At 37.1% G+C, this 20,028-nt stretch carries 22 protein-coding genes; 21 read left to right on the forward strand and 1 reads right to left on the reverse strand.

Annotated features, from left to right (window positions below; all coding sequences use genetic code 11):
- The first annotated feature begins 313 nt into the window (after positions 1–313).
- The 4 genes from M4D81_RS34015 to M4D81_RS34030 all read left to right on the forward strand — a co-directional run bounded on the left by M4D81_RS34015 (position 314) and on the right by M4D81_RS34030 (position 4,914).
- The gene (locus M4D81_RS34015) at positions 314–1,498 is read left to right on the forward strand and encodes a site-specific integrase (RefSeq protein WP_260069612.1); all 1,185 of its coding nucleotides are present in this window, start codon (positions 314–316) and stop codon (positions 1,496–1,498) included.
- A 24-nt stretch (positions 1,499–1,522) separates the two neighbouring features.
- The gene (locus M4D81_RS34020) at positions 1,523–3,661 is read left to right on the forward strand and encodes a tyrosine-type recombinase/integrase (protein WP_260069613.1); all 2,139 of its coding nucleotides are present in this window, start codon (positions 1,523–1,525) and stop codon (positions 3,659–3,661) included.
- On the forward strand, positions 3,654–4,049 hold the full coding sequence (locus M4D81_RS34025; protein ID WP_260069614.1) for a DUF6262 family protein: 396 nt from the start codon (positions 3,654–3,656) through the stop codon (positions 4,047–4,049). The genes M4D81_RS34020 and M4D81_RS34025 overlap by 8 nt, the downstream gene beginning before the upstream one ends.
- Before the next feature lie 169 nt (positions 4,050–4,218).
- Entirely contained in the window at positions 4,219–4,914 is a 696-nt protein-coding gene (locus tag M4D81_RS34030; protein ID WP_260069615.1) for a class I SAM-dependent methyltransferase, read from the forward strand.
- A gap of 258 nt (positions 4,915–5,172) precedes the next feature.
- Here the strand turns inward: M4D81_RS34030 and M4D81_RS34035 are convergent, their stop codons facing one another.
- On the reverse strand, positions 5,173–5,304 hold the full coding sequence (locus M4D81_RS34035; protein WP_397376876.1) for an IS3 family transposase: 132 nt from the start codon (positions 5,302–5,304) through the stop codon (positions 5,173–5,175).
- A gap of 137 nt (positions 5,305–5,441) precedes the next feature.
- Between M4D81_RS34035 and M4D81_RS34040 the strand changes: the two genes are divergently transcribed.
- From M4D81_RS34040 to M4D81_RS34120, 17 genes are all read left to right on the forward strand, one after another.
- On the forward strand, positions 5,442–5,618 hold the full coding sequence (locus M4D81_RS34040; protein ID WP_260069616.1) for a hypothetical protein: 177 nt from the start codon (positions 5,442–5,444) through the stop codon (positions 5,616–5,618).
- A complete protein-coding gene (locus tag M4D81_RS34045) occupies positions 5,615–6,217 on the forward strand; it encodes a hypothetical protein (protein WP_260069617.1) in 603 nt (200 codons plus the stop codon). Before M4D81_RS34040 ends, M4D81_RS34045 begins: the two co-directional genes overlap by 4 nt.
- A gap of 75 nt (positions 6,218–6,292) precedes the next feature.
- Positions 6,293–6,874, forward strand: coding sequence for a hypothetical protein (locus tag M4D81_RS34050; protein ID WP_260069618.1), 582 nt, complete (start codon positions 6,293–6,295; stop codon positions 6,872–6,874).
- A 180-nt stretch (positions 6,875–7,054) separates the two neighbouring features.
- The gene (locus M4D81_RS34055) at positions 7,055–7,987 is read left to right on the forward strand and encodes a phosphotransferase family protein (RefSeq protein WP_260069619.1); all 933 of its coding nucleotides are present in this window, start codon (positions 7,055–7,057) and stop codon (positions 7,985–7,987) included.
- Between the two features lie 553 nt (positions 7,988–8,540).
- Positions 8,541–9,083, forward strand: coding sequence for an orotate phosphoribosyltransferase (gene pyrE, locus M4D81_RS34060; protein WP_260069631.1), 543 nt, complete (start codon positions 8,541–8,543; stop codon positions 9,081–9,083).
- Positions 9,084–9,295: 212 nt separating this feature from the next.
- Positions 9,296–9,751, forward strand: a complete 456-nt coding sequence (locus M4D81_RS34065) for a ParB N-terminal domain-containing protein (RefSeq protein ID WP_260069620.1) — start codon at positions 9,296–9,298, stop codon at positions 9,749–9,751.
- Between the two features lie 206 nt (positions 9,752–9,957).
- Positions 9,958–10,569: a hypothetical protein gene (locus tag M4D81_RS34070; RefSeq protein ID WP_260069621.1), complete on the forward strand. Its 612-nt coding sequence runs from the start codon at positions 9,958–9,960 to the stop codon at positions 10,567–10,569.
- A 580-nt stretch (positions 10,570–11,149) separates the two neighbouring features.
- Entirely contained in the window at positions 11,150–12,103 is a 954-nt protein-coding gene (locus tag M4D81_RS34075; protein WP_260069622.1) for a phosphotransferase, read from the forward strand.
- Between the two features lie 183 nt (positions 12,104–12,286).
- Positions 12,287–12,745: a protein kinase family protein gene (locus tag M4D81_RS34080; protein ID WP_260069623.1), complete on the forward strand. Its 459-nt coding sequence runs from the start codon at positions 12,287–12,289 to the stop codon at positions 12,743–12,745.
- Positions 12,746–12,780: 35 nt separating this feature from the next.
- Positions 12,781–13,281: a phosphotransferase gene (locus M4D81_RS34085; RefSeq protein ID WP_260069624.1), complete on the forward strand. Its 501-nt coding sequence runs from the start codon at positions 12,781–12,783 to the stop codon at positions 13,279–13,281.
- Between the two features lie 625 nt (positions 13,282–13,906).
- Positions 13,907–14,842 carry a cysteine synthase A gene (cysK, locus tag M4D81_RS34090; protein ID WP_113059743.1) on the forward strand — a complete coding sequence of 312 codons (936 nt, stop codon included), beginning with the start codon at positions 13,907–13,909 and terminating at the stop codon, positions 14,840–14,842.
- Positions 14,843–15,166: 324 nt separating this feature from the next.
- A complete protein-coding gene (locus tag M4D81_RS34095) occupies positions 15,167–15,601 on the forward strand; it encodes a GNAT family N-acetyltransferase (RefSeq protein WP_260069625.1) in 435 nt (144 codons plus the stop codon).
- Positions 15,602–15,911: 310 nt separating this feature from the next.
- A complete protein-coding gene (locus tag M4D81_RS34100; RefSeq protein ID WP_260069626.1) occupies positions 15,912–17,027 on the forward strand; it encodes an aminopeptidase in 1,116 nt (371 codons plus the stop codon).
- 638 nt (positions 17,028–17,665) lie between these two features.
- Positions 17,666–18,244 (forward strand): serine hydrolase domain-containing protein, encoded by a 579-nt coding sequence (locus M4D81_RS34105; RefSeq protein WP_260069627.1) that lies wholly within the window; start codon positions 17,666–17,668, stop codon positions 18,242–18,244.
- A gap of 155 nt (positions 18,245–18,399) precedes the next feature.
- On the forward strand, positions 18,400–18,801 hold the full coding sequence (locus tag M4D81_RS34110) for an HIT family protein (protein WP_260069628.1): 402 nt from the start codon (positions 18,400–18,402) through the stop codon (positions 18,799–18,801).
- A gap of 463 nt (positions 18,802–19,264) precedes the next feature.
- The gene (locus M4D81_RS34115) at positions 19,265–19,591 is read left to right on the forward strand and encodes a hypothetical protein (RefSeq protein ID WP_260069629.1); all 327 of its coding nucleotides are present in this window, start codon (positions 19,265–19,267) and stop codon (positions 19,589–19,591) included.
- Entirely contained in the window at positions 19,592–19,945 is a 354-nt protein-coding gene (locus M4D81_RS34120) for a hypothetical protein (RefSeq protein WP_260069630.1), read from the forward strand.
- The last annotated feature ends 83 nt before the right edge of the window (positions 19,946–20,028 follow it).

The following is a 20,028-nucleotide window of genomic DNA, read 5'->3' on the forward strand; positions in this document are numbered from 1 at the left end:
ACGATTAAAGAAGCTAAAGCAGCAGGTTATAGTATGCCAATAACGAGTGATCATTGGTTAAATATAGATGATAATTCATAGGATAGTTAGTCTAATATGGGGACTGACTATCCTTTTTTATAACATAATAGATTAATTAAATAATGGTTGAAAATATAGTTTAGAAGGTTTAATATGGATATATATAACGAACATTTGTTCGTTTTGAGTAGGACGTAGCCTCGGTGCGAGGACCTTAAAAAGAAACAACAATGACGGTAAACATTACAAGTAGCAGCACTATCGTAAATTACAATTGGTTGGAGATGCTTTTATGAAGGTAGAACAAATATTGATTGGTAATAGAAAAGTATTTCTACTTATGGATTCAAATGGATCGCCCATTGAACCCGTTGCGAAGTATATGAAATTTCACTATAACAAGGAGAGTAGTAGCAATACTTTACAGACTTATTGTACGGCTTTGAAATATTACTTTACATACTTAGAACAAAGAGGAATTGATTATCAGCAAGTTAGCTTTCAAATAATATCTGACTTCGTTGCTTGGCTTAGAAATCCATATGAAAGCAATAAAGTAGTACCCCAAAAGGAAGTTAAGGCTAAACGTAGTGAAAGTACAGTAAACACTTACCTCACGGTAGTGACATCATTTTATGATTATCTATACAGAGAAGAATTTATTGAATCTAATGTTGTTGAAAAGTTGATGAAGAAGATGTTTCAAGGTCCAGGTGGAAATGGATATAAGGATTTTTTATATCATGTAAATAAAGACAAACCACGTTTCAAAAATGTGCTTAAATTAGACGAACCTCGAGTAAGAGTGAAGATATTTACAAAGGAGCAAGTTAATGAAATCTATAAATCCACTACAAACATTAGGGATAGATTTTTAGTAAGGTTACTTTTTGAAAGTGGATTTCGTATAGGGGAAGTTCTCTCCTTGTTTCTTGAAGACTTTCAATTTGACGCAATAAAAAGGAAGCACAAAATCCAACTAACAAATAGAGGGGAGTTACCAAACGGTGGGAAGTTAAAGACTGGAGAACGAAAGATTGACATCTCTCAAGGGCTAATGGACTTGTATGATGATTATTTGTTCGAAGTGCTAGATGAATATAATCCTGACCATAACTTTGTATTTGTGAAGGTTTGGGGTAAGAACACGGGTGAACCTCTAACATATTCTGATGTTTATGCCACTCTTAAAGAGATAGAAAGGAAAACAGGCATATATATTACTCCTCACCTATTTCGTCATACACATGGAACCATATTTTATCTACAAACAAAGAACATAAAGGCAGTACAAGAACGTCTAGGTCATGCACAAATACAAACAACCATCGACCTATATGTTCACCCTTCTGAAGATGATATTCGTAAGGATTGGGAGAAAGCCTCTCATGCATTTGAAATTGGGCCAGGCGTAGAGAACAAAGAGGGGATTTTTCAATCAGGTATTCCTGACGAGGTACTTCCTTTTAGGAGGTAGATTAGTATTTTAGGAGGACAAACATTGGATAAAATCATACCAAATAATTCAACCCCCAAAAGTGAATATTGGGACTTAATCACTTCCACCCTATCCACTTACGAGGTTAAAGATATTTCCAACGATGGAAAAGTAACAAGAAGAGTTGTAGAGGATAATTACTTTTTAGTAAATGATGTATGGAATATACATTATATTGGTAAAATCCCTAATTTTGAAGAGCAATATAACAAGAGAAAAGGAATAGTAAATAACATTTACTTCAACTGTGCAAATCGAAACGTCAACATGGAGATTAAGTTTGTTTACTACAATCAAATTTTTTCAGACCGTTGGGGAATAAGGACTATATTTAAAAGTATATCAGGCTCGCTAAAAAAACTGGCTGAATATTTAAACGAAAGGCACTCAAATCTCACTTCCCTTCTTGATTTAGACATCAATAAAGAGCAAAAGCTTTGGACTTTTTGGTTGAATGGTAAAGGAGAAAAGACGAGTTACATCAAGAAGATGAGAGGGGAAGAAATCGTAGCCCGCACGGAAATAGATGGCTTTTTAGCAAGGGTTTATAATACACTTTTCCAATTAACAGATACCCGTGATGAATGGGAGAGGGATCGATGGGATGTACGGGTACTGAATAAAAAATACGGGATAGATTTCAATGAATCAACTAGTTGTCATGGCATTGATTTTTCAAATATAGAGAATATAAATTTTCGTAAAATATTTAAAGAATATATAAAAGGTCGTCTTATCAGCGGAAAAAACTTCACCTGGAGTACAGCTCGAAGTTATGGAACATACACTATTCCTTTTTTAAACTCAATTACAAAACAAAATCCTAAATGGAACGTTTTAAAAAAACTTGAAAGAAAGCATATAGAAACGTACATAGAAGAGTTAAAGGAGCATACTAAAACCAAATTAAACAAGAAAAATTCCAACCCTAAAAAATATGTTCGTCACGCATTAAAGTGTGTTCGCGCTTTTATAAGAGATCTTCAAATTTTAGAGAAGTTCGAAGATTTTGCACCTAAAGAAATGGTGTTTCGTTTAATATATCCTGAAGACTTTCCTACTGTCCCTAAAAAATCATTGGATGAAATTGATTACATACCTGACTACGTATTGGAACAACTGTTTAATAATCTAAATGACCTTCATCCAGATGTACAGCCAATTGTCTGGATCTCTTTCAAAACAGGGCTTCGCTTAAGCGATACATTGGAATTGACGCAGGATTGTTTAGGTAAAATAAACGGAAAATCAAATCTTACAACAGATATTGAAAAGACGTATGTAATAGGTCACAAAATACCCATTGATGATCATCTAGCAAATATAATTGCAGTTTTAATTGACCGTTCAAAGCAAAACAGCAATGATGATAATAATCCTGAAAGATACCTTTTTGTTCGCTACCGAGGTTCCCGTAAGGGAAGGCCCTTTAGTCAGAATTTTATTCGAGAAGAACTAAACAAATTAGCGTTAGAAAAAAATATTACTGATGAATCAGGCAATTTGTTTCACTTCAGACCTCACCAGTTTCGACATACTTTTGGAGTAAAAATGATAAATGGTGGAGCTGATATTTTAACGGTGCAGGAGTTATTAGCCCATGCATCACCCGAAATGACGATACAATATGCTCGTCTATTAGATGATACGAAACGTAAAGAGTTCGAGAAGGTTGTGAAACAGGGTGTGTTTACATTTGACACAAATGGGAAAATAGACCGGATCTCAGAAAGGGAAGATGTCCCTAAAGACATTCTTGATATGTTGTGGAAAGACGAGAAGTTAAATGCCTTAGATAACCCTTATGGGACCTGTCGTGCAAGAGTCAATGGGGATTGTCCATTAGCAGTAGAACCCCCTTGTCTTACTGCAAACGATGGAAAACCTTGTTTTGATTTAGCAGTAGGTATGTCAAGTTTTGATGTTAAGAAGTACGAGCTTCTCATAGAAACAACAACAAAGTGGATTGAAGCGTCGAAAGAATATGGCCGTGAAGATATGGTTAAAGCAAACGAAAAGAACTTAGAAAGGTACCAAAATATTTACCAAACAATCAAAGATGGAAATGTTATTTTTGGTCGATTTGACAGAATGAAGAGACAATTAGAACGTGAGAAAAAGAAAGGTGTTAAACATGGCTAGTTTTGATCGTGAGGAACAACTAAGGCGGTTACATGAAAAGAGAAAGCAAGAAACTAAAGAAAAGGTTGAAGAAGCTATTAGACGCCTTACAAAGAGTTCTAGGGTTATTAACTTTAATAGTGTAGCAGAAGAAGCTGGAGTGAGTAAAGCAACTCTTTACAATCATACTGAGCTCAAAGAGCGTATCGATTTCTTACGAAATCAACAACAAAATGTATTTGTGGATTCGAGGATTAAACGCGACGAGAACAATCAAAATGCAGTAATCGCTTCTCTAAAGAGAAAGATTGAAAAGTTGGAAAAAAAGAATAATGAACTTGAACAAGAAAATAAACGATTACGTGAAAAAGAAAATGAGAAGCTTACTGATTACTTTATGAAAATATAATTCTTATTCAACTCCCTCGAAATGGTTCAGTTTCCTCACTCAGACTCATGAATTCGCAGGTTATTTCATTAAGCTAACGGGCAGTTTAGTTTCAAAACTATTGACAATCAGCGCAAAAATGGTAATATATAACATCTAATATAGGGATATGAATTTAGGAGGCATGTGTGTGCAAGAAAAACTGGCAATTGCGAACAAAGTTGCGTGGGAAACGAAAGCGTATCAAGCTTGGGTTCAGAATTACGGAACACCAGAAGAACTTGCTGTAAAACTGAGATTAGAACACAAGCATCACTTGCGTTACTGGTTAAAGTATATTGGTGATTTAGAAGGCAAACGAGTTATTAACCTCCTTGGATCGCACGGTCGGAAAGCAATTTCGTTAGCATTGCTAGGTGCTGATGTTACCGTTGTGGACATATCTGTAGAAAATCGGTTGTACGCGATGCAGACGGCATCTGCCGCAGGTGTGGAACTCAACTATATCTGTTCTGACGTCTTAAATATCCCGAACGAAGAGACGCTAGGCGAATTTGACATCGTGTTGATGGAGTTTGGAGTTTTGCATTATTTTACAGACCTCAGCTCTATTTTCTCTGTGGTTCAACGCAGACTAGGAAAAAATGGTCGCTTTATCTTGACTGACTTCCATCCGTTCGCACATACATGGATGAACACATACCATTTAAAACAGCCGACTGGTAATTATTTTGACGATAATATTAAGGAAGGAGAGGTTGCTTTTGCCAAGCTGCTGCCTGAGGAGGAACGATCTGGATTAGGTAAGACTTTAGGGCGAAGCTGGACAGTCGGTGAGATTTTAACTGCAAATTGGGACCAAGGGGTTATTTATACGGACGTTTGAAGAAATACCAAGCTCTACAGACTCAAGGTTTCCAGAATTCTACACTCTAATTGCAGATAAGATTGATTTGGAATTATCTCCACTATATCCCTAAATATAAAACAACAAGCAAAAGAATCGCCAGAAAGAGGAAGAATCAAATCATTTCATTTTCTTAATGTCGGGTGACAAGAACATAGTAACAATAAAAAGCCGCTGATGATTTGAACTTACCCCTGAACTTACCCCTGTCAAGTAGACAGCCTTAAAAAAGCAGCCTTAAGCAACCTTAGTTCGGTACTCAACGGGACTAAGGTTGTTTAGTTTTTGTTGAAAATGTTCGTGATTGTAATAATGGATATATCGTTCAATCGACTCAACGAGCTCTTTGCGCTTGAATTCAATGCCTATTACCGATTAGATAAGTATCTAACTATATTTCCATGCAATTTCATTAGGCTAACGGGCAGGATAGTTCAATGAAACGTTTGAATTATGGGTACATACTTTTCCAAAAAAATGGTGAAGTTATCCATAGGTGATGAAAATTGAAGAAAATGAAACTAACTGTGTTCCTTCTGCTTGCTGGAATAATTTCCTCAACACATTTATTGGCAGAAGCTAGTGACGGAACTAATTTAATAAAACTAACTGATAGTGAAGTTTCATCAATACAAGTAATTCGTTTAAAAGGAACAGATGAGATTCAAGGATTTTCAGAATGACAGATGGATATGACGAAAGGATTATTCGAAGGGTTATTAATTGGATTGATACTTCAAGTCCAAGCGAACAGGCAACCGAGTTAGAGGCTGAAAAAGTTCCATTGCTTTTAAAAATAAACATGATCAACGGTGATCTAATAACTTTAGAACCAGCGTATAACTGTAAGGGTCGTCTTATCAAGACATGCACTGCCGTTGATGGTGAAATTGTACTTACAATGAACAAAAATAAAATCCGATTAACTTCGCAAGAGCTTTATGATTGGATCATTGTAGGCTGGAAGTATGAACCTGATGGACCAACTAAAGAAGAACTTTTGGAGGAAACATTGTATACAAGATACTTTTCTGTAATCGAGAAGGATTTTCCGGATTTTATAATGTGTCCAAGGATAGATAGCGTTGAGCGAATTAACCGCAATACACGAAGACATTTAGTTATTGCAAGTGCATTAAACTATTCAGGACATCACGCTCCTTCATATGATAGAATCATTTTCACATTAATCGATACACCTGAGAATGGAATAAAAATCATTAAAGTTAGAAAAAAAAGCAATGTATCAGAAAGGGAAAGCCTAAAGCAGTGTAGATGGTAATACGCATAGTGAAAACAAAGTGCATTAAACTAACGGGAAACGATAGCTGAATAAACGACCAGGAAGAAGCTGCCGATGCTGTTAGGTAGCTTCATTACGTGGACGGGCAGGTTAAGTGAGGAAGGGTTGCGGATATTAAGTAAGATTGAGTTATTATCGGTAGAGGTGATTCTATTAAAAGTTGAACATAGAGAGTACGCAGAAAAAGTTTTAACTCATTTATTTATTGGAAGTAAATTGGATGGTGTTAAGTTCGGTCTAAGTCCCGCTGCGCTTTTAATACGCTTTGAACACTACGAGGACAATTCTCCGGATCAACTTTGGCTTAATATTGAGTCGAAATGGGATCTATACCCCAAAAACACCAATGACTTTCCTGATTCTGAAGGCGAAATGAGGGAGCTTTCAGAAGAATATGAGTATAAAATGATTTTTGAATTACGCAGAGAGAAAGTGACAAATATAAAGCTTGGCAAGCTTGTCCCTCACCTATATATTAAGTTTGAGTCAGGGCAGACGCTTTTTGTTAATGGGCACCATGAAAAATATGAGTGCTGGCAAGCAGGAGATGGCTCAGAATACACTGGAAATGAGTGGCTTGTAGTTGCTACTCCTGGAGATGGAATCTCCACGTGGGCACCCGAGTCATTCAACTAACGGTAAACGATAGTCAACTACGACAAGAAGGCAGCCGGCAAGTAATTGGCTGCTGTTTTTGTTGTACTAAAGGGCAGATCATTATAATCGTACTTTACCTTTATTTGAACAATAACTAAATGCTATACTCTTGATACACGTTATATGTAAGAAAAGAGACGAAGATAAAGGATGAAATAGATGGCTGCGTATATAAAACCAACAGTGGAAATTTCAGAAGTGAAAGCTGTACTACGTAAGCATTTTAGTTCAGATGTAACAGCAATAACACCATTAGAAGGTGGGAATATAAGCACTGTATTCTCCTTCACTTTTTTTGATAAAGAATATATCATTAAATTTTGCGATTTAGCCCGGAGTTTTGAAACAGAAAAATTTATTTCAAACCTCTTATCCTCACAGGGAATTCCGTTTGCTCGCTGTGTAGAGCTAGGGAATTTTAAATCATTGAACTACTTGATTTCAGAAAAGATAGCTGGGCAGATTCTGAACAGTTTCTCTTTTGAGCAGCAACAGCGAATGCTTCCCGAGGTTATTCAGATTTTAACACGAATGAACCAGGTAAAATCAGAAACAACAAAAGGTTACGGGACGATAAATTCCAGTGGTGATGGTACTTATCATTCCTGGAGGGAACATATCATTGCGACCTACGCTGAGGAACAAGAGGATAGCTTTTGGGAAGGTTGGCACAGCTTATTCAAAACATCCTGTCTGGAGAAAGATGTGTTTGATGAATGTTATAACAGATTGTTAGCTTATTCTACCTACAATGAGCCGTATCGTTTTTTTATTCACGGTGATTTTCACCAGTACAACATTTTATCTGATGGGCAACGAATAACTGGAGTAATTGATAGTAATGGAAAATATGGAGATTTTTTTATCGACCTCGCAACATTAGACTGGCACATAAAAACACATTTGAAGCTCGATGCGGTCCAAATATACCAAGATTATCAGCAAGAAATGGGTATTACCATACCGAATTTTGAAGAGAGATTAATGGGTGCAAAATATTATAATGGATTGATAGGATTACGCTTTTATGCAAAGATGGGATGGAATGATGCTTATTACGAACTCCGTGATGAGCTATTGAGTTTAATATGATCCTTTTAAAGGCAGCCGGCTTTTTGGTCGGATGCCTTTTTTCAACTACGGGCGCCGTGATCAAAAAAGGACAGTAAGAGGAGGCATGGAATGTTAGTAAGGGATATTTACCTCCGGGAGTACAAAGAGTCGTCATGATCCGCCTTCGTAGAATTGTTTCGGGAAGAATACGGCAGGGTTGACCCTCAGTTGAAGGAGCAGATCATACATAATGCATCCCTGAGGATGCAGAGTGTACCACCAAATTTCAAAGGAGGAATTCGAATCGTTTGAAACTTGAAGCCAGGAGTACATTACGATCTAAAAAAATTATATGAAATCGCTAACCGCCCAGTCATCTGCAGCGGTTACCTGGGAAGAGCGGAGTTGAATACTTCGCTGCTTCAGGATATTTAGCCGCAGAAATGGACTATAACTTGTATACATGGCCGATTCGATGATCTATGTAGGTTAATCGGTTTTCTGCAGCCATTAAGCTAACGGGCAGGATAGTTTGTAATCAATCATGCAAAATTGTGGTAAAATAAAGAAAATTTTTAAGGCTGGTGAAGTTGTGGAAAGAAAATTGTTAGCGAAGCAGATTTATGAAACAGCTCACTTAACAGGAAGTTTTAAATTAAGATCTGGAAAGGAATCAAACGACTATTTTGATAAATACCTGTTTGAGTCTAACCCTGGCTTACTAAGCGAAATAGCTGAGCATCTGTCTGAGCTAATTCCTTCGGGCACGGAGGTTTTAGCAGGGCTTGAAATGGGCGGTATTCCTGTTGCAACGGCACTATCTTTAAAGACAGGTATACCAGCGGCATTCGTTCGAAAAAAAGCAAAAGAATATGGAACGTGCAAGCTTGCAGAAGGTTTTGAGGTAGAAGGAAAGACTGTTTGTATCATCGAGGATGTCGTTACAACAGGAGGGCAGATTCTGTTAAGTGTGACAGATTTGCGTAACGCTGGAGCCAAGGTCGTGAGCGTCCTTTGTGTAATTGAGAGGGAACAACAAGGCAGAAATAATCTTGAAAGTGACGGTCTTAATTTCTACTCCTTATTTAAGATGGAGGAGCTCCTTGAGGCTTCTGCAACAAGCAACTTAACATAAATTTATTTCTTACTTACATAAGAGCTGCCGAACAATTTAGGCAGCTTCTATTGTTCAATAAACTAACGGGAAACGATAGTTGAATAAAACTTAATGTTGAACAGGCTACAGTAGCCTTAAGCTAACGGACAGTTTAGTTATATCTGTTAAGTACCCATTTGGAAGTAGTATACAATGGGTTGTACTAACAAATCGAGGAGAGTGTGAACCAAATGATATATGGCAGTACAAAATGTGCCATTGAATATGCCCAACGTGGTGCAATTGATGAGTGGATTCAGTTATTTCTTAGAAATGACGGAGACAATGTTGCATTGGCAGACGGGTTATTGGAGAAGAAGAGGTACTATATCGGTCCTGTCGTAACGGATATATCAGAGTTTGGAATTGAAGAAGGAGCTCCTTCGTATCTGACTAAGGAGAATGATATAGCATGGTTCTTCCATGTCGTCGATAAAATGAAGAACGCATACGGTGATTGGGATTTTCCGCCGCTAATCGTCTTTTATTCCGCTGGCAAATATGAAATCGCTGATGGGCGTCACCGCAATGAAGCATTTCGGCAAATGAAAATAAAACAAGTACCGGTTATTTTTTGGACTGATTCTGAGGAAGATTTTCGTTATATGATCGAGCATACTTCATCTATAGAAATGAACCTTGGATGACTCGAATGAGTTAAGCTAACGGGAGAACGATAGTTCAATAATGAACAAGAAGCCAGCCGATTACTTTGACCGGCTGGCTTTATTCAACTAACGGGCAGTTTAACGCAACAAACTCATTATTATTTGCGTATAAAGGTTGTGTGGTAAAATATGGATTGTACTTATTGAGTTAAGAGTGAGAATCTTTTAGGGAGTGAATAAAGCAAATGGTCTACTCTAAAGGCTTAAAATTATTGATTGGTGCTGTGGTTATCGTTTCTGTCGGAGTGGGTGGTGCAGTAGCTTACCAGAAGGTATATGCAAAAAGTGCAACTACTCAAAGTAGCATTAGTTCGCAAACCTATTCTCTAAATGAAAGTGGACAGACTTACGGTTCTGCTGAAAAAACCACTCCTTATGAAATGCTACCCGATTTAATCCATAGAGGAAGTGTGGATGGCGTTGCAGGATATGTGTTGAAAAGCGATTATCTAAAAGGCGTAAGTGATGTCCCACTATATGATGTTGATGGGAAAACCATACTTGGTTCATTTCATATAAGCGCCAATGTTGTGAACTTTCCGAGAAATGAAAACGGACAGACATACGGTTCTGCTGCGGATGCCGCCTCTTCAGACACGGAACCTGAATTAATCAGTGCTTTTGGTGTGGATGGCACCAAGGGATATGTGATGAAAAAAGATTTAGACGGTGAACAGCCAAAATCACCTAAGGAAGCACTTGCGTCAATGGAAAGAAATAAGGAAGGACGGGATATTCCCTTGTATGACGTTGATGGTAAAACCGTAATTGGAGTGTTTCATGTTGGAGGAAAGTAAAAAAGTGTATTCTAACGTTAAGCTAACGGGAAACGTTAGTTCCAGAACCACAACTACGGGGCTGCCGAAGAATTTATGGCAGCTCCACAGCGTTAACGGATTAGTTTAGTTGAAAAAAACAAAATTGGGCCATACATCTTAGACATATCTAATATGTGTGGTCCTTTAATTTCAACTGTTTAACTTACCTAACCTAAATATAACATTGGTTATACCCATATATGCACGATGCTGATATGGACGGTATGGTAGTTGAGTAAGACTAAAATAAATGAACTGAAGTACAGAACATTTTCCTCGTTGGACGATTTATTACAATTTACAAATGGGTCTCTGACCAGGAACAACTAAAATTAATAGTCATATCATTTATAAAATTTGTACGGTGAAAATATAATTATTTTTCACTACTGGGAACGATAGCTGAATAAGCCACGAGGATGAAGCTGCCAGCGCCGAATGGCAGCTTCATTACGTTAACGGGCAGGATAGTGGAACAAAGTGTCTAAAACTCTTTTTCACACTAAAGCTTAGAACTGCGGTATAATTCGGTAAAGTATTACATGAGTGGGTGAGTAACTTGACGTTAATAAATAATAATGTCCAAAAATTGGTACAAGAGACTGTGAAGAAATTTATAGATCCTAAAGCAGAAGTTTTAAGCATTGAAAGCAAGGCGATTAATATGGGATTACAAGCAGTTGAGTTAATGCGACATAGTGTACTAATAAAAATACTTGACGAAACCTCAAAGTTGTCTCTTGTTTCCAAACATGCTACCAGAATAGAACGGCTGGTACTAACAAGGCTTTACTCACAAAAAGCAAGTGTGCCTTTTTCTCTGTCATATGGCTCTGAAGTAGATGAAAGGTCTCTTATTTGTTTACAGGATGTTGATTATCAAACGGATTATAAAACTATAAATATTAGGTTGCTTCAGAAAAGTGAACCGAATGTACTATCACATATTCACATCTCTAACTTTGGTCAAAAAAAAGAACTTTCATGGTTACCTGAGGTAGACAGCTCCCATATTGAAAAGATGTTATACGAGCGGTGGAAACCCCAATGGCAAGCAGCTAAGGGGAACGAACAGTTTAGAGCCACCTTCGGAGAATACATACCTTTAGTGGAAGATGTGGCAAATACGATTTCCGAGGATATACAATACGTAATAAAAGATGAGAGCAGTCAAACATTAATTCATAACGACCTTAATCCAGGAAACGTGTTAGTCCATAACAATACAGATGTAATTTTTATTGATTGGGAAGAAGCTAGGTATGGCTCTTTATTTCTAGACATTCCTCTTCGCTGCGTTACCTCGGAACAAATTGAGGAATATAGGGGGTTACTGGCTGCTAAAACTATGGAGTTTGCAGATAATCATTTCAATCAAATGTATGCAATCGCCTCACGCTACCTAGGACTTAGATATATGAGTTGGAATTTAGGAGCTTGGACTAATAATTCACACGCCAAAGATGACTTAAAGAAATACTTGGACATGGTGGTAGAAACTTCGCTAAACTAACAGAAACGATAGTCAAAGGTCCCATGAATAGGCTCACGTAACAACGCGAGAGAAAACTGTAATTCAAAGTTTAGTCTCACGTTTTATATTTAATCAGCTCTGATAAAAGCTGTTACCAACTTACTAATATGATGTATCATATTTCAATCTTTCGAGGGATAGTTAGCAAAGGGGTGACATCCCATGGATTATACGAAGTGTTTTAAGGACGTTATACTGAATTATTCTTTTATCGACCCTATTGTGGAATTTATTCGCCATAATGAAAACATTACTTACAAGGTAACAGAAAAGGGATCTGAAGACTCTTACTTGTTGCGAATGCATAAACCAATTACAAAAAACATGCAGGGTGTACAAAACACACGTGATGCGATTCAATCGGAGTTAGAATATTTGTTAGCTTGGTCATCTCATTCCGAATTACCTACTCAAATTCCTGTTCCGAATCTACACGATGAACTAGTAACAAACGTTGTCATTGAAAGCGAAGAAGTAAATTGTTCCGTCTTGAAGTGGATTGCAGGGGAAACCATGTCCAAGATAGATTTCACTAATGAGGAAATGGTTAGTGCCTTGGGGAAGCGTATTGCATATTTACATCAGTTTTCGAGGAGTTTTAAATATGATTCAAGTTTGTAAGACCCCATTATGAGATAGAGTGGATTAATAACATATTGACCAAATTTCGATCAGGAAAAAAAATCGGTATTATCACTACCGAGGAATTTAACATTCTTGAATATACATTTTCGCTGGTAACCGATCGTATGGAAGGGCTGAACAAAAGTTCTGAAACATGGGGATTCATCCATGCCGACATTCACTATAGCAACTTAATCAGCACCTCAAGGGGAATTTCATTCATTGACTTTGGATTATCGGGATTTGGATATTACGCAATGGATGTGGCTTCTGCTGCCCTATTTACTAAAAGTGAATTACGGGATGAACTGCTTTCCGGCTACACAAATATAATTTCCAGAAAGATAGACATTGCACATTTGGAGGACTTGATGTTTTTGGAAATATGCGGACTCTACGTATTTCGGATAAGTAGAGAAGAAATGCATATATGGATACGTGATCATATACCAAGTCTGATTGAACTTTGTGATTCCTTGCTTAAAGGCAAAACGGTTTTTTATAATATCAATCAAGTAGGCTTAGCAAACTAAAGAAGCCATTAAATCGGTTGATCTATATGTTAAAAAATTGAAGTTTAAAACCCGTTGGATGGATAACTCCAACGGGTTTTAATTTTTTGTTAAAACGATGATGGAAGAAATTCTATAAGGAAAAAGGGCAAGTTACGGCAAAGGGTACACAAGAACTTGTACCGATTGCCGTAAAGGACAAGAACGTGAAGATTGTGACACAAACCATGTGTCGAGGGACAAGAACATAGCCCAATTGAAAGTCGCTATTTTAGCGGCTTTTTTGTTTTATCGGTACAAGTTCTTGTCCCGAGTCGAGGACAAGAACTTGTACCGATTGCCGTAATGGACAAGAACATGAGCCGATTACCGATTAGATAAGTATCTAACTATGCTTCCATGCAATTTCATTAAGCTAACGGGCAGGATAGTTTAATAAACTCACGAATACTCTACATATGGAATTATTTACGAAGTTCGTAGATAAGACGTTATATGAAAGATCGGCCCTAATACCTTTTTGTAAGCAGAGTCGTTCGACCGTCCATGGGTCTGAGGTTTTTTTGTTGTATTTTTTTACCACAGATGATAGTGTAATGTATAAAGCCAACTAAATCAGTTGGAATTATAACTTGGAGGGATGACTTTGTCCAGAATTGCAAAGAATCTCACAGAACTTATAGGTAATACTCCATTATTAGAGCTAGCTAATTTTACAAGAAAACACCAAGTTAAATCGAAAATCATTGCAAAATTGGAATACTTCAATCCTGCAGGCAGTGTAAAGGACAGAATTGGATTTGCAATGATTAAAGACGCTGAAGAAAGAGGTTTGATAAATCAGAAATCAGTAATCATTGAACCTACAAGCGGGAATACAGGTGTAGGGCTAGCCTTCGCAGCTGCAGCATTAGGATACAGATTGATCATCACTCTTCCTGAAAGTTTCAGTGTCGAACGTCGAAAATTATTGATTGCTCTAGGAGCGGAACTAGTTCTAACACCTGCTCCTGAAGGAATGTCAGGAGCAATAAAGAAGGCTGAAGAAATAGCGGCAACTATTCCAGATTCATTTATACCTCAACAATTTAAGAATCCGGCAAATCCAGAAATACATAAAAAGACGACAGCAGAAGAAATTTGGAGAGATACTGAAGGTAAAGTAGATATCTTTATTTGTGGTGTTGGAACAGGAGGAACAATATCTGGAGTAGGTGAAATACTTAAACAAAGAAAACCTACAGTAAAGATTGTCGCAATAGAGCCTTCCGACTCTCCAGTGCTTTCAGGAGGCAATAAGGGAGTTCATAAAATTCAAGGAATCGGCGCTGGCTTTGTTCCTGATAACTTTAATAGATCAGTTGTTGATGAAATTATACAAGTAAGAAATGAAGATGCATTCGAAACTGCTCGCTTTCTGGCTAGATCTGAGGGATTATTAGTTGGTATTTCATCTGGTGCTGCGGCATATGTTGCACTACAAGTTGCAATGAGACCGGAAAACGAAGACAAGAACATAGTAGTACTTCTTCCAGATACAGGTGAACGGTATTTATCGACTGCTCTTTATCCAGAAGTATAAGAAAAGTGAGTGAGCAGCTACATAATAGTGTAGCTGCTTAGCTTTTTTGTGAACCGACATCGTGTCTTTATTCGAAGAAGAGGGCCGATCCATCAAATAACATCATATTCACGCTTCGGGGCATTCGCCCTTCGGTCCGGCCGGAGTTAGATGTGGATTCGATGAGGCATTTCAGTAGTAGAGAAGTATAATCAGCCGGACACATCCGCACCGACTAAGCGCATCGCGCCCGGCGACTTCGTCGCCTTAAGTCGGTGGGACGTTGTGAATACATTAACGTTATCGGAAATCCTTGCAAGATTATAAACCATAGGAGCTGAGGGCGTGGACATAAAAGTCAGAATGGCAAAAAAAGATGACGCATTTGAGTTGTCTGAATTGTTCGTTGAGTTTATTGGAACGAGATCTAACATTGAAAAGATCCAATATCAGTTAGACCTATTACATAAGCAACCAAACTACTATGTTGCAGTAGCATGTTTAGAGGAAAAGGTAGTTGGAACAGCCATGGGCATTTTTTGTCCAGATATTGTAGGTGAGTGTCAGCCATACTTGCTTGTAGAAAATGTAGTTGTTTCATCTGTGTACCAGGGAAGTGGAATTGGTAAGAAACTCATGAATGCACTCGAGGATTTTGCTATGGAAAAACTATGCTCTTATATAATCTTAGCTTCTAGTAAAAATCGTGAACAAGCCCATAGATTTTATGAATCAATTGGATATGAGGGCACTAAGCTTGGATTTATTAAACGAATCTGATTTGTTAAATACTAAAGTGCTCTCAGCAATTTCGAAAATGGTAAGGACATCTGATAACAACTCATTCACGTATCGGTCCCCCCGAGGTGGAAGCAGGAGAGCATACTCAGGGGATAACCCTGCACCGGCTAAGTCTTCGACCCGGTAGGCCGATCGTTGCGCTCGATCGACCGGCTGCTTAAGCCAGTGAGGGTTCGTGAATGCATTAACGTTAGACGAAATTATTGTATGATAAACATCTTCATGTATCCAAATACTATCAGCAATAATATGAACAATAAATATAATGAATTTATGAAGGAGACTAACAATGAAAGATCCTAGAATTGAACAACTCGCTAACAATCTTATTCAATATTCGGTGAAGCTACAACGAGGGGAAAAAATATTAATTGAGGTTGATGGTTTGGAAATTCCCTTGGCCAAAGAATTGGTAAGACAAGCTTATCTCGTCGGTGGAGTTCCATTTCTATTAATAAATAATCATGAGATATTAAGAGAGATATTAAGCGGCTGTACTGAGGAACAATTAAAAGCAATGGCATCTTACGACCTAAATCGAGTAAACGATATGCAAGCCTATATACTTATTAGAGCTGGGGAGAATATGAGTGAATTAAGTGGTGTATCTCCTGAAAAAATGGCGTTGTACAGGAAGTATTACTCTCAACCGATCAATGGCAGACGATACAACAATACAAAGTGGTGTATTCTTCGTTACCCGAATCATGCCATGGCACAACAGGCGAACATGTCAACGGAGGATTTTGAGGATTTATATTTTAATGTGTGCAATCTGGACTATTCAAAAATGGATAGAGCTATGGATAATCTAATAGAGTTAATGGAGCAAACAGACAAAGTTAAAATTATAGGAGAAGGAACTGAACTAACATTTTCGATTAAAGGCATGCCTTGTATTAAAGATTCAGGAATTATGAACCTTCCAGATGGTGAAGTTTATACGATGCCAGTTAAGGATTCAGTCAACGGAGTTATCTCGTATAATACACCTTCTTTAAAAGAGGGATTCACTTACGAGAACATTCGTTTTGAAATTAAGGACGGCAAAATTATACATGCTACCGGAAATGATTCAGAAAGAATTAATAAATTATTGAATACGGATCAAGGATCGAGGTATTTTGGTGAATTTGGAATTGGTCTTAATCCATATATTGAGAGTGTTATGAAAGATACTTTATTTGATGAAAAAATATGGGGAAGCTTTCACTTTACACCTGGATGTGTTCCAGTTAGTTCACCTGGAAATGAAAATTGGTCCGAGCTTCACTGGGATATTGTTAATATCCAAAGGCCTGAATATGGCGGTGGAGAGATATGGTTTGATGATATATTAATCCGCAAAGATGGAATGTTTATTCCTGATATTTTAAAAGGATTAAACCCTGAAAACTTAAAGTGATGATATTGACTTCAAATTTACATCCTTTAAAAAAATTGGATTTGAAATCATGAGTTTGGGGGAGAAATACCCTGGTGTTAAAAGATTTCTATGCACTCTACCAATGAATAAGATCATATAAGAGATGATTCAGGAAGTCAGACTTCAAATAACACAATAATCACGCTTCGGGCAGAAAGGAAAAATAGATATTGATGACCGTAATAACACAACTACAAGGACAATTGTCGAAGAATATTTCAAATTTAATACAAGTTGTGAAATTATTAAAATTAGCGGAATGGAAGCACGGTTTATCCCTGGGTCGAATAACACGATTGGCGGATTTATACGATGGGTACAAGATGGTACTTATTTTGAGAAGGATAGCACCTAATTGTGCAAGAAGGATATGATTGAGGTAGCCAAATCGGGAAAATGAAATATTGAACTAATGGAGAACGTTAGTTTAAAACATTCATGGAGCAGTTTGCCGGTTAGCAGCTGCTCCAATTTTCATTAAGCAACGGCATGTTAGTTGAATAAAAACAGTTAGAGCCGAATACGCTCCTTTTTTAAAGCTAAGGGCAGATCCTAAAATTAAGCGAAATCATTATCATTATATACGAACGAATATTCTGTGAAATGAGGTGTAGCAAATGGATTACTTTAATGACTTGAATCAATATACAAATGAAATTAAAGATCGCATTGCTGCTTCGGCTGCTGCAATATGCGTTATGAAAGACAACAAAATCCTTCATGAGTGGTATTCTGGATATCATCATTTCCATAAGGGTGCCAGAAAGGTGGATGTGTTTTCTCAATTTAATGTTTATTCAACAAGGGTTACATATGTAGGTCTAGCAGCTGCTATTGCTATACATGATGGCGCAATAAAAAGTCTCGATGAGCCAATAAGAAATTATTTAATGACTTATGATAGTAGCATTCTAAATAACACAACAATTAGACATTTAGTTACAAGGACAATGGGTTTGCAATTTCAAGGAGACGGTGTACTACGTAGATTTGAAGCAGGTACGTCTTTTGAAGGAAAAAGACCTGAAATACTAGCAGCAATTATCAAAAATGCAACCGGAAAAACTGTAGCTGAACTAATAAACAAGCGAGTGTTTGAACCGTTGGGTATAACGGAGACCGAGTGGAGAACAGCAGGTAAAGAATCTTTAGTTTGTGATATAAATGATCCTAATAGCTACCCCGCTTTAAGATGACAAATGGTCTTTGGAGTTTTGGAGGGAAAAATGGATTTGATTATATTTCAGATATCCAAAGGTTCGGTAACCTTGCTTGTTCCGCTTTAAATCAATATTCGAATGTCGCTCAATGGTAAATGTTCTGTTACTGGGGTAGGGAGGAGAGATTGTTAATGGAAGACTGTATATTCTGCAAAATCGTAAAAGGTGAAGCTAATTCTTGGAAGGTTTATGAAAATGAGTCCGTTTATGCTTTTCTCGATATAAATCCCGTAAATGAATATCATACTTTAATTATTCCAAAAAGGCATTATGAGAACATTTTTGACACACCTGAAGATGAATTGATAAAAGTAATGTCAGTTGTTAAAAAGATAACTATGTTATATAACACAAAGTTAGGAATCAAAAATGTCCAGATAATCAACAGTTCAGGACCCGAAGCACAACAAGATGTGTTTCACACTCATTTCCATATTCTCCCTAGGAGACATGGTGACAATCAAGATATTAAATGGACGACTCACCGAAAATGGCGAGGAAAATTTGATGATTTGTTAATGGCGTTAAGATAGCATTTAACTCTTGGCTATTGTCGGATCATCCACAGCCTTATTGCGCAAACGGGAGACGATAGTTTAAAACTTTATTGAGCAGTTTGTTGTTGTCACCTGATCGATAACTCACATTATCTATATTTCATCAAATAAAGAACGCGAGACAATGAAGTTGTCGGGTGACAAAAACATAGTAACATTAGAAGCCGCTGATTATGTTGCTTTTTAAATTTATGTTACCAAGTTCTTGTCAAAACACAATGACAAGAACTTGATAACATTACCGACTGATGACAAGAACATTGTTTCATTCCCGATATGATTTCATCGACGGCGGCAGACGCCTTTTATTAAACTAACGGGAAGGATAGAGGAACAGTTAATCAGAAACTAAAATTTAGTATAATTATCATTAATGTTGGTGGCTCAATCACCAGATTATTTTTGAAGTATAAGACGTTAAATGATTGGGGTGCATAAATTGGAATTTACGTTATTAGACAATGGAACAGATTCTTTAAAGAAAGCCAAAGAATCAATTGAACAGTTTGAAGCATTGCATAGAGAACATAGCTTTCATCATCTCAAAGATGCCATCATCTTCATAAACCATGGGATTGAGATATTATTAAAGTATATCCTTTCTAAAAGGAATGAGTCACTTATATTTACCGATTTAAAAGTATACATGGATGCAAAGAAAGAACTAAAGGGTATGCCTCCAAAGGTAGAAGGTTTTGGCATTTACCTAGATAGAAATAAACCAACTGTATTTGATGTACCAGCAAATAAGATAGGAAATAAATAATTGACCACTATCACCTTAAAGGAAGCTATAGAAAGAGTGGAACTTTTATGTGATATTGATATTCCAAAAGATTTTAGAAATGCCGTATTTGTCGTTAATGAATATAGAAATGATTTAACTCATCATTCAATTAAACTAACTGCTGCAGATGAGGATAAGCTCATTACCGTTCTAAAGAGTTTATATGACTATACCCTAGATTTCTTTGAGGAGTATATAGGAGGAATTATGGAGAAAATAGATGCTAAGCGTTTTGAACTAAAAGTGGCCGAGTGGGAAGAAATCCAACGTGAAATGCAAGAATTTTATCATGAAAGAGCCATGAGTGATTTAAGTGAAGACGATTTTGATTGATCTCGGGTGACAAAACATAGTAACATTAGAAGCCGCTGATTATGCGGCTTCTTATATTTATGTTATCTAGTTCTTGTCAAAAC

It is taken from the genome of Paenibacillus sp. p3-SID867, assembly GCF_025142895.1.
Classification (GTDB): Bacteria; Bacillota; Bacilli; order Paenibacillales; family Paenibacillaceae; genus Paenibacillus_AQ.

What these genes read in the sequence shown, in the direction of transcription:
- M4D81_RS34015 (WP_260069612.1), top strand. Translation starts at nt 314, where the DNA reads ATGAAGGTAGAACAAATATTGATTGGTAATAGAAAAGTATTTCTACTT.
- M4D81_RS34025 (WP_260069614.1), top strand. Translation starts at nt 3,654, where the DNA reads ATGGCTAGTTTTGATCGTGAGGAACAACTAAGGCGGTTACATGAAAAG.
- M4D81_RS34045 (WP_260069617.1), top strand. Translation starts at nt 5,615, where the DNA reads ATGACAGATGGATATGACGAAAGGATTATTCGAAGGGTTATTAATTGG.
- M4D81_RS34050 (WP_260069618.1), top strand. Translation starts at nt 6,293, where the DNA reads ATGCTGTTAGGTAGCTTCATTACGTGGACGGGCAGGTTAAGTGAGGAA.
- M4D81_RS34055 (WP_260069619.1), top strand. Translation starts at nt 7,055, where the DNA reads ATGGCTGCGTATATAAAACCAACAGTGGAAATTTCAGAAGTGAAAGCT.
- M4D81_RS34065 (WP_260069620.1), top strand. Translation starts at nt 9,296, where the DNA reads ATGATATATGGCAGTACAAAATGTGCCATTGAATATGCCCAACGTGGT.
- M4D81_RS34070 (WP_260069621.1), top strand. Translation starts at nt 9,958, where the DNA reads ATGGTCTACTCTAAAGGCTTAAAATTATTGATTGGTGCTGTGGTTATC.
- M4D81_RS34080 (WP_260069623.1), top strand. Translation starts at nt 12,287, where the DNA reads ATGGATTATACGAAGTGTTTTAAGGACGTTATACTGAATTATTCTTTT.
- M4D81_RS34100 (WP_260069626.1), top strand. Translation starts at nt 15,912, where the DNA reads ATGAAAGATCCTAGAATTGAACAACTCGCTAACAATCTTATTCAATAT.
- M4D81_RS34105 (WP_260069627.1), top strand. Translation starts at nt 17,666, where the DNA reads ATGGATTACTTTAATGACTTGAATCAATATACAAATGAAATTAAAGAT.
- M4D81_RS34110 (WP_260069628.1), top strand. Translation starts at nt 18,400, where the DNA reads ATGGAAGACTGTATATTCTGCAAAATCGTAAAAGGTGAAGCTAATTCT.